The organism is Buttiauxella warmboldiae (genome assembly GCF_003818135.1).
GTDB lineage: Bacteria > Pseudomonadota > Gammaproteobacteria > Enterobacterales > Enterobacteriaceae > Buttiauxella > Buttiauxella warmboldiae.
The window spans coordinates 75,506-85,229 of sequence record NZ_RPOH01000004.1; the positions used below are offsets into that span (position 1 = coordinate 75,506).

6 protein-coding genes are annotated in these 9,724 nt (G+C 52.4%); 4 read left to right on the forward strand and 2 right to left on the reverse strand.

Annotated elements, in window-relative coordinates; all coding sequences use genetic code 11:
- Positions 1-200 precede the first annotated feature (200 nt).
- Positions 201-2,198, forward strand: coding sequence for an EAL domain-containing protein (locus EHN07_RS01900; RefSeq protein WP_244202336.1), 1,998 nt, complete (start codon positions 201-203; stop codon positions 2,196-2,198).
- 269 nt (positions 2,199-2,467) lie between these two features.
- A complete protein-coding gene (tus, locus tag EHN07_RS01905) occupies positions 2,468-3,397 on the forward strand; it encodes a DNA replication terminus site-binding protein (protein ID WP_124022526.1) in 930 nt (309 codons plus the stop codon).
- Between the two features lie 17 nt (positions 3,398-3,414).
- Here the strand turns inward: tus and fumC are convergent, their stop codons facing one another.
- Both fumC and fumA read right to left on the reverse strand, forming a co-directional pair.
- The gene (gene fumC, locus EHN07_RS01910) at positions 3,415-4,812 is read right to left on the reverse strand and encodes a class II fumarate hydratase (RefSeq protein ID WP_124022527.1); all 1,398 of its coding nucleotides are present in this window, start codon (positions 4,810-4,812) and stop codon (positions 3,415-3,417) included.
- Between the two features lie 49 nt (positions 4,813-4,861).
- A complete protein-coding gene (gene fumA / locus EHN07_RS01915) occupies positions 4,862-6,508 on the reverse strand; it encodes a class I fumarate hydratase FumA (protein ID WP_124022528.1) in 1,647 nt (548 codons plus the stop codon).
- Between the two features lie 199 nt (positions 6,509-6,707).
- Here fumA and manA point away from each other — a divergent pair, with 199 nt between their 5' ends.
- Together manA and EHN07_RS01925 are read left to right on the forward strand one after the other, a co-directional pair.
- Positions 6,708-7,880, forward strand: coding sequence for a mannose-6-phosphate isomerase (gene manA, locus EHN07_RS01920; RefSeq protein ID WP_124022529.1), 1,173 nt, complete (start codon positions 6,708-6,710; stop codon positions 7,878-7,880).
- Between the two features lie 133 nt (positions 7,881-8,013).
- Positions 8,014-9,555 (forward strand): YdgA family protein, encoded by a 1,542-nt coding sequence (locus EHN07_RS01925; protein WP_124022530.1) that lies wholly within the window; start codon positions 8,014-8,016, stop codon positions 9,553-9,555.
- The last annotated feature ends 169 nt before the right edge of the window (positions 9,556-9,724 follow it).

Sequence of the window (9,724 nt, forward strand, 5' to 3'; positions counted from 1 at the left end):
AACATCACGTCCTGTTAACAGCCAAATGACTGAGTCTGATTACGCACTCATCTGTTTAAAAACCACCATTAATAAGCATCAGTGCTTTAGGTAATTTTGTGATAAAAGTGTGGCTATATAATAATCTGTTGCATCGTTTAAATAACAGCCAGATTAAGTTATTAAATAATCGTTATGCCCATGCGATTATTGCCAGTACCATGGCGATTGTTCCGCTATCGATAGTGCGTGGCCTTGTTATTACAGCTTCAGTTATCTGTGAAACGGCTGGTTTCAGTCATGCAGCAACCTGGTTTATGCAATTACAGATAGGTTTTTTAGCACTTGCACCGCTGGTAATGAATATCTACATCGCGGTGCACTGGGCGGTAAGAAACCGTCTTTCACAAATTTATTGTATCGCGCTAAGCATCAGCACCCTGATGATTTTCCGGCGCATTCTTGATGATAATGCACAATTCTTCCTCGATATCAGCATTCCGATGGCGCTGGCATCAGGCATCATCGGCAATGTGTTGCAGGAAATCGTCAGTAAAAATCTGTTAAAGGTTCGTCAATGGAAAGATAATAATAATGTTACGATCCTTTCATTTTTCATTACGCTTGCCGTTATCGCACTGGCTAGCAGCGCGATAAAATTGGGTGCCGCAGTCTGGCTGGACCATGCAATGAGTTTTTTCAGCGGTCTGTCGCTCTATTTTTACCCGTTCGATTTTTTACACGGCATTGGATATGTCCTGCTACGTAGCGCGCCCTGGTTCTTTGGTCTTCATGGCTACTATCTTTTTATGGATATCGACGTTGCCTTTACGGTGGCGAATAGATTAAATATCAGCGACTGGCACTCCGGACGTGGCGGACTCAATATTCTGAGCCCGGTTTTTTATGACATATGGTGTAATTCTGGCGGTACGGGGAATACCCTGAGTTTGCTGATCTGCATTCTGATGCAGAAAAAAAGCCCCCAGCGTCGGCTGCTGTCAATCTCTGCCCCTATGGCGCTGTTTAATATCAATGAACCGTTGATTTTTGGTTTTCCTATCGTCCTCAATCCGGTGATGATTATTCCGTTTGTGCTGACACCGTTAGTTTCTTATATGGTGGCTTACGGCGCGACGTATCTGGATATCATCCCACGTAATTCCGAAATCGTCAGTTGGTCCACCCCCGGCCCCATCAAGGTGTGGCTGGCCAGCGGACACTCGGTTAGCGCAGTAGTATTGTATCTGCTGCTTGTCGCCGTTGGCGTGGCTATTTATCGTCCGTTTGTCAAAAATTCATTAAAACAAACGAACAATGAAAATGCGGACCTGGATTTGTTAACCGGTGAGATAAAAACCGTCCAGCCGACAGATTTTGAGATGGTGCCCAATTACAGCCATGTGGTTGAAGAAAACAGCTACCTCGAAGCACAGCGGCAGATTGAAAAACTGCAATCCGCTGGGCAGTTCATTCTCTATTTCCAGCCTCAGGTTCGTTTATCTGACAATAAAGTTGTCGCCGTTGAGGTATTAATCCGCCACCAGAGCGACAGTGGCAAGATAACCCCGCCTGTTTTCCTGAAATATTATGAGCGGACGGGTCTGATGCCAGAAATTGATTTCTGGGTGGTGGAACACGCGCTGGATTATGTCAGAGAAAATATGGCTGCGGCAGAGAGTATGACGTTGTCTGTCAATATTTCGCCTCAGACGCTGATCGACTATCGCCTGTTAAGCGTGGTTCACAAAGTGATGGCTAACCCATTGCCTGCCGGGTGGGCTCTGGAGTTTGAGATCACCGAGTCACAAAAGGTTCAGGAGCCCGCGCGGGTTGCCGAAGTGATGGAAAAACTACGTAGCCTTGGAATCAGAATAGCGCTTGATGATTTTGGCTCCGGCTATTCGACGCTGCATTATCTGACCCGCTACCCGCTGGATAAGATCAAGCTCGATAGATCGATGGTTCTCGGCCTGGCCAAACCGGATGGATTTAACTTCCTGCAGCAGGTGGTTAAATTATGCATGGTGATTCAATGTGAGATCCTTATCGAGGGCGTTGAAACCCATGAGGAGTTAGAACAGGTGAAAATGGCAGGCATTGGACTTTGCCAGGGTTTCCTGTTCCACCGCCCTTTACCGGGAAACGCCGTATGTCTGCTGCTGGCAGATCAGCGAAAAAAAGAATTCCCGCCCTCTGCGACTGAAGCGCTGGTTTAACAAATAACCGCGCCTATCGCAGCCAAATGATGTCAGCACGGGCAAACCCTGCTGACATACTCAGCCAGATGAGCCGCACTTCTGGATTGGCCTCTATGGAGCTCGCTTCCGCTTTAGCTCGCCTATCAAAACCGACTCTCCCTGCCGTTAGCCTCAATCCCCTACGCCACTAAAAATCTTTTTTCCTCTGCGTGGCGATTGCAACGCCAGTGGTCAGGTTCGTCTCTCTATGCTATAAAATTAGTATGTTGTAACTAATGAAGGGCGGCATGATGAAATATGATTTGATTGCGCGACTGACCAGCACATTTCACGCGCTTGAGCGCGACCTGTATCAATTACGGGAGCAGCTCGATAGCTACCGTCTACTGGTTGGACGCGCCTTTGTGTTACCCACGGTAGATAAGGGTAAAGAACACGATGCGCTGACTCACATTGAAGTGACGCAACTGCTGGGCAAAGAGGCGCATCAGGCCACCCTTTCCCACTTCACCCGCCTGTTTATTCAGCAACAGTCGGAGAAAACCAGCAGTAAAGCTGCGGTGCGCCTGCCGGGTGCCGTTTGCTATCAGGTCGATGAGGCCGAACGTAGCCAGACCCGGGCGCTGGTGTTGCGTATTAATCAGCGCAAGCAGGAGCTGGAAAAGATCATTAGCGTGGAGTCAGGACTGCCGAGCGTGCAGCGTTTTGAGTGGGTTCACCACCACCTTCCGGGACTGATTACCCTCAATGCTTACCGCACCATCACCTTACTGGAGAACCCCAGCACGCTGAATTTTGGCTGGGCGAACAAGCAGATCGTCAAGAATTACACCCGCCGTGAAATTATCGAGCTTCTGGAAAAGAGCCTGCAAGCGAAGCGCGCGGTGCCGCCCTACACCCGCGAACAATGGGCTGAACAGATTACCCGTGAACTGAACGCCATCAGCAGCCTTTCAGATAACGTGCGGCTGAAAATTAAACGACCGGTAAAAGTGCAGCCCGTCGCCCGCGTCTGGTATCAGGATCGCAAAAAGCAGGTGCAACATGCCTGCCCGTCGCCGCTGGTGGTGTTATGTCACCGGAATAATGGCGAAATGCCGCCGCAGATGGGGGAATTACTCAATTATGATGCGGATAATATTCGCCATCGCTACAGGCCGCAGGCGCAGCCGCTACGGCTGGTGATCCCGCGCCTGCATCTGTACTGCGAGCAATAGAGGCTGGCGCGGCTGGCTTATGGCTTCATGCTGCCTGCCATCTCTTCCGGGCGCACCCAGGCATCAAACTCGTCTGCGGTCAGATAACCGAGTTTTAACGCCGATGCCTTCAGCGTCAGCCCTTCTTTATGGGCTTGTTTGGCAATTTCTGCCGCTTTGTCGTAGCCAATGTGCGTATTTAGGGCCGTCACCAGCATCAGCGATTCATTCAGCAGCTGCGCGATACGGTCACGGTTCGGTTCGATACCCACCGCGCAATGGGCGTTAAAGCTCTCCATCCCATCCGCCAGCAGGCGCACCGATTGCAGGAAGTTATGGATCACCATCGGGCGGAAAACGTTTAATTCAAAATTACCGGAAGCGCCGCCCATATTGACCGCCACATCGTTACCCATCACCTGGCAGCACAGCATGGTCATCGCTTCACACTGCGTTGGGTTAACTTTGCCGGGCATAATGGAGCTGCCCGGTTCGTTTTCAGGGATCGCAATTTCACCAATCCCGCAGCGCGGCCCGGACGATAACCAACGCACATCGTTGGCAATTTTCATCAGCGACGCCGCCAGCCCTTTTAATGCGCCATGCGCATGAACCAGCGCATCGCAGGTTGCTAACGCTTCAAATTTATTGGGTGCGGTGACAAATGGCTGTCCGGCTATCTCTGCCAGCTCTTTGGCGACGCGCACCGCGTATTCAGGATGAGTGTTGAGCCCGGTTCCCACCGCCGTTCCGCCCAGGGCTAGCTCTGCAACATGCGGCAGGCTGTTTTCTACATGTCTGAGATTATGCTCAAGCATCGCCACCCAGCCGGAAATTTCCTGGCCCAGCGTGAGCGGCGTGGCATCCTGTAAGTGCGTGCGGCCAATTTTAACGATGTCACGAAAAGCCTGCGCTTTTTTCTCAAGCGTCGCTTTCAGCGCCTTTATTTGGGGGATCAGCTGTTCACGCACCGCTACCAGCGCCGCAACGTGCATCGCCGTCGGGAACACGTCATTCGAACTTTGGCTCTTGTTCACATCGTCATTAGGATGAACTTTGCGCTCCATGCCGCGCACGCCGCCGAGGATTTCACTCGCCCGGTTAGCCAGCACTTCATTCATATTCATGTTGCTTTGCGTGCCGGAGCCGGTTTGCCAGATAGCGAGCGGAAATTCATCCGGGTGTTTGCCCGCCAGCACTTCATCTGCCGCTTCGATAATGGCTTTGCCACGTTCGGCGTTTAGCAGGCCGAGATCCATATTCACCTTAGCGGCAGCCCGCTTGGTTAACGCCAGCGCGTGGATCAACGCGGCGGGCATTTTTTCAGTGGAAATGCGGAAATGCTCAAGCGAGCGCTGAGTTTGCGCGCCCCACAGTTTATCTGCCGGAACGTCGATCGGGCCCATTGAGTCTTTTTCACTACGAACGGTCGCCATTTCATTCTCCTTTGAGCAAAAAACCGCCCTTACAGGCGGCTTGAGTTTTCTACTTCACGCATCGCGTACACTGCGAGGCATGGATTTTCTGGAAGAAGTCGTTGCCCTTATCATCCACCAGAATAAAGGCCGGGAAATCTTCCACCTCTATTTTCCAGATGGCTTCCATACCCAGCTCCGCATACTCCACGCAGTCGAGGCTCTTGATGCTTTGTTGCGCCAGCACCGCCGCCGGGCCGCCGATGCTGCCCAGATAGAACCCGCCGTGCTTATGGCACGCATCCGTCACCTGCTGGCTGCGGTTACCTTTTGCCAGCATCACCATGCTGCCGCCGTTGGCCTGCAACAGATCAACGTAGGAATCCATACGTCCAGCGGTTGTCGGCCCAAGCGAGCCCGATGCGTAACCGGCTGGCGTTTTAGCCGGGCCGGCGTAATACACCGGGTGGTCTTTGATGTATTGCGGCAAACCTTCACCGCGGTCGATGCGCTCTTTGAGTTTAGCGTGGGCGATGTCGCGCGCCACAACGATCGTCCCGCTTAAAGACAGACGAGTGGAAACCGGGTACTGCGACAATTGCCTGAGGATGTCGCTCATTGGGCGATTGAGATCGACCTTTATCGCCTCCCCTTCACCCGCCTGGCGTAGTTCCTGCGGAATATATTTGCCGGGGTTGTGTTCAAGCCGCTCAATCCAGATACCGTCGCGGTTAATCTTCGCCTTGATATTCCGGTCGGCCGAACAAGAGACGCCCATGCCTACCGGGCAGGAAGCACCGTGGCGCGGCAGGCGCACAACGCGAATATCGTGAGCAAAATATTTACCGCCGAACTGCGCGCCCAGCCCCAGGTTCTGCGCTTCTTTCAGCAACTCTTCTTCCAGCTGAATATCACGGAACGCCTGGCCGTGTTCGTTACCTTCGGTTGGCAGCCCGTCATAATATTTGGTGGAGGCAAGCTTCACGGTTTTAAGCGTGGCTTCGGCCGACGTTCCGCCAATCACAAACGCCACATGGTACGGCGGGCAGGCGGCAGTGCCGAGACTGCGCATTTTCTCCACCAGATACTCTTTAAGGCGGCCTGCACTTAGCAGCGCCTTCGTCTCCTGGTAGAGATAGGTTTTATTCGCTGAACCGCCGCCTTTAGCGATGCAGAGGAATTTGTATTCCGCACCGTCAACGCTGTAGAGATCGATTTGCGCCGGCAGATTGGTGCCGGTATTCACCTCTTTATACATATCCAGCGCCGCGTTTTGCGAATAGCGCAGGTTATCTTCAATAAAGGTGTTATAGATCCCGCGCGACAGCGCTTCTTCATCACCGCCGCCGGTCCAGACACGCTGGCCTTTTTTACCCATCACGATGGCGGTGCCGGTATCCTGGCAGGTTGGCAGAATGCCTTTAGCGGCAATTTCAGAGTTGCGCAGGAATTGAAGTGCAACATACTTGTCGTTTTCGCTGGCTTCAGGATCGTTAAGGATGTCGGCTACCTGCTGCTGGTGAGCCGGGCGCAGCATAAACGAGGCATCGTGGAAGGCGTGTTGGGTGAGTAACGTGAGGGCTTTAGGGTCAACTTTGAGGACTTCCTGCCCTTCAAACTCGGAGACTGAAACATAATCGCTGCTGAGCAGGTAGTATTCGGTTTCGTCTGTTGTTAACGGGAATGGCTCTTGATAATGAAAGGCTTTATTCGACATTGTTCTCTCACTTACACAGGTATAATTTTTTAGCTTACTGCGAAAACGTAGCGCGACGTGCGCCATCTCGATCGAAATATCCTACACAATTCTTTAACAAAAACTGAGACTAATACGACTTTTTACTCCCCAGGTTACTTCATCGCAGATAATTGCTTTAATAGTCGCAACTTTGTGTCGATTACAACAGGGCTTAATAATGCAAAAACTCATTAACTCCGTGCAAAACTATGCCTGGGGAAGTCAAACTGCGTTAACCGAACTTTATGGTGTGGAAAACCCACAACAACTGCCGATGGCCGAGCTATGGATGGGCGCACACCCGAAAAGCAGCTCAAAGATTGTTGATAATGGTCAGCTCCGCTCGCTGCGCGAGGTGATTGACGCGGATAAACCCGCCCTTTTAGGTAAGGCCGTTGCAGAGCGTTTTGGTGAGCTACCGTTTCTCTTCAAAGTGCTGTGTGCCGATCAACCGCTCTCCATTCAGGTGCATCCTAACAAAAAAGCGTCTGAGCTGGGGTTTGCCAAAGAGAACGCCGCTGGCATTCCATTAGATGCCGCCGAGCGTAACTACAAAGATCCTAACCACAAACCGGAACTGGTCTTTGCCCTCACCCCCTTCCTTGCGATGAATGCATTCCGTGAGTTTAGCGATATTGTTTCCCTGCTCCAGCCGGTTTCCGGCGCGCACCCGGCCATGGCTCATTTCCTGCAACAGCCGAATGCCGAACGTTTATCGCAGCTGTTCGCCAGCCTGCTGAATATGAAAGGTGAGGAGAAATCCCTCGCGCTGGGCGTGTTGAAGGCCGCGCTGAATAATCAACAAGGCGAGCCGTGGGAAACCATCCGCGTGATTTCTGAATTCTACCCGGATGACAGCGGTTTGTTCTCTCCATTGCTGCTTAACGTGGTGAAATTGCAGCCCGGTGAAGCGATGTTCCTGTTCGCCGAAACCCCGCACGCGTACCTGAAAGGCGTGGCGCTTGAAGTGATGGCAAACTCAGATAACGTGCTGCGCGCGGGCCTGACGCCAAAATATATCGATATTCCAGAGCTGGTCGCCAACGTGAAGTTTGTCGCCAAACCGGCGGCAGAGTTGCTGACTCAGCCAGAAAAACGGCCAGGCGAGCTGGACTTCCCGATTCCGGTTGATGACTTTGCTTTCTCTTTACACGACCTCAGCCCGCAGCAGGCAAGCCTGGCACAGCCGAGCGCCGCTATTGTGTTCTGTACTGAAGGCGAAGCGGTATTAAGCAAAGACGGGCAGCAGCTGGTGCTGAACCCCGGCGAGTCGGCCTTTATTTCTGCACAAGAATCGCCGGTTTCAATCAGCGGTGTCGGGCGTGTGGCTCGGGTCTATTCTAAACTCTGAGTGGCAAGCAACTTACTGATCTTTTGAAGTAAGGTTGCTAAGCTTGCTGAGTGAGTTTCTTAAATGCCGCAGGGCATTTCAATCGTCTGCCGGAGGACTACCGGCAGACGCACTTAATATGGACTACGACAGAATGAAAAAATCACTGGTTGCTGTAGGTGTTATTGTGGCTTTGGGCGTGGCGTGGACAGGCAGCGCCTGGTACACCGGAAAGCAGCTTGAAGGCCGCATGGCGGAGATGATCGCCCGGGCGAATGCCGAACTGAATAAGGCCTCACCGGAAGCAGGTTTAACGCTGGGCTACCAGGATTATCATCGTGGCCTGTTCCACAGCACCATGCAGCTGGTTATTAAGCCAAACGCGGGCGTGACCAGCGCACTGCTTAAACCCGATCAGAGCATTGTGTTTAACGAAACTATCGATCATGGCCCGTTCCCGTTCGCCCAGCTGAAAAAATTCAACCTGCTGCCTTCAATGGCCTCCGTGCACACGACGCTTGTGAATAACCCAACCACTAAGCCGCTGTTTGATATTGCTAAAGGTCAGTCCTTTATTGATGCGCAAACCCGTATCGGCTACAGCGGCGACACCTCTTCAGATATCAGCCTGCTGCCGCTGAATTATGAAAATGGCGAACAGAAAGTGGCCTTCAGCGGCGGTGAATTCCGGGCTGACGTTGACGGTCAGGGCGATAAAATCGCCGTGAGTGGTGAAGCGCAAAGCGGCCTGGTGAATACCGTGAATGAATACGGCCAGCATGTGCAGATGACCTTCAACGGTATCAAAACCGAAGGTAACAGCGCGCGCAGTGAATTTATTGAACGTATCGGCAGTCAAAAAGCCGCGATCGAGAAGTTAGCTATCGCCATTGAAGGCCAGCAGATGGCGGTTTTTGAAGGCTTTAATATCCACGCCAAATCTGAGCTTCAGGAAGATAAAAAACATCTTTCCGGCCAAATTGACTACACCCTCGACTCGCTGAAAGTTCAGAACAAAGATATCGGCAGCGGCAAGCTGACGCTCAAAGTCGGTAACCTTGACGGTGCGGCCGTGCATGCATTCAGCCAGAAATATCAAGCCGAGTCGCAGAAACTGCTGGCGGACCCGGCCCTTATGCAGGATCCGGAAGCCTACCAGCAGCGTATTGTCGAGCTGTTCGTCGCCAACCTGCCGCTACTGCTCAAAGGCGACCCGGTGATTACCGTGGCGCCGCTGAGCTGGAAAAATGCGCAAGGCGAAAGCAGCTTTAACCTCTCCCTGTTGCTGAAAGACCCGGCGCAGGCCGCGGGTGAAGCAACCACGCCGGAAGAGCAGCTCAACCGCGTAGTGAAATCGCTCGACAGCAAGCTGGTGATCCCGATGGCTATGGCAACCGAGCTGATGACCCAAATCGCGCAGCTTGAAGGCTACCAGCCCGCCGAAGCCGCTAAACTTGCCGACCAGCAGATCAAAGGCCTGGCGGCGATGGGGCAAATGTTCCGCGTCACCACCATGGAAAACAATAACGTGGTTTCCAGCCTGCAATACAGCAACGGCCAGGTCACGTTAAACGGCCAGAAAATGCCGCTTAGCGATCTGTTAGGGATGTTCGGCATGCCGGGCATCGGCCAGCCAGAGATCGCTCCCGCACCTGAGCTGGAAACGCCTGTCGTTCCGGTTATTCCTCAGCAGTAACGGCTATTCGCGCAGGAAAAACCACGCTTTTTCCTTCTTTGTCAGCATCTGAAGCCCCGGTGTAGTCCGGGCTTGAGATTGCTGGCTCTTTATTGATTGCGCAACGTAGCTATTTGGGGGCGTTTGTTTTTATACTGTTACGCACTTTAAGCAAAAAAAGAGTGCGACC

Coding starts and splice junctions, on each gene's coding strand:
- EHN07_RS01900 (WP_244202336.1), top strand. CDS start 201: ATGGCGATTGTTCCGCTATCGATAGTGCGTGGCCTTGTTATTACAGCT.
- tus (WP_124022526.1), top strand. CDS start 2,468: ATGATGAAATATGATTTGATTGCGCGACTGACCAGCACATTTCACGCG.
- fumC (WP_124022527.1), bottom strand. CDS start 4,812: ATGGCGACCGTTCGTAGTGAAAAAGACTCAATGGGCCCGATCGACGTT.
- fumA (WP_124022528.1), bottom strand. CDS start 6,508: ATGTCGAATAAAGCCTTTCATTATCAAGAGCCATTCCCGTTAACAACA.
- manA (WP_124022529.1), top strand. CDS start 6,708: ATGCAAAAACTCATTAACTCCGTGCAAAACTATGCCTGGGGAAGTCAA.
- EHN07_RS01925 (WP_124022530.1), top strand. CDS start 8,014: ATGAAAAAATCACTGGTTGCTGTAGGTGTTATTGTGGCTTTGGGCGTG.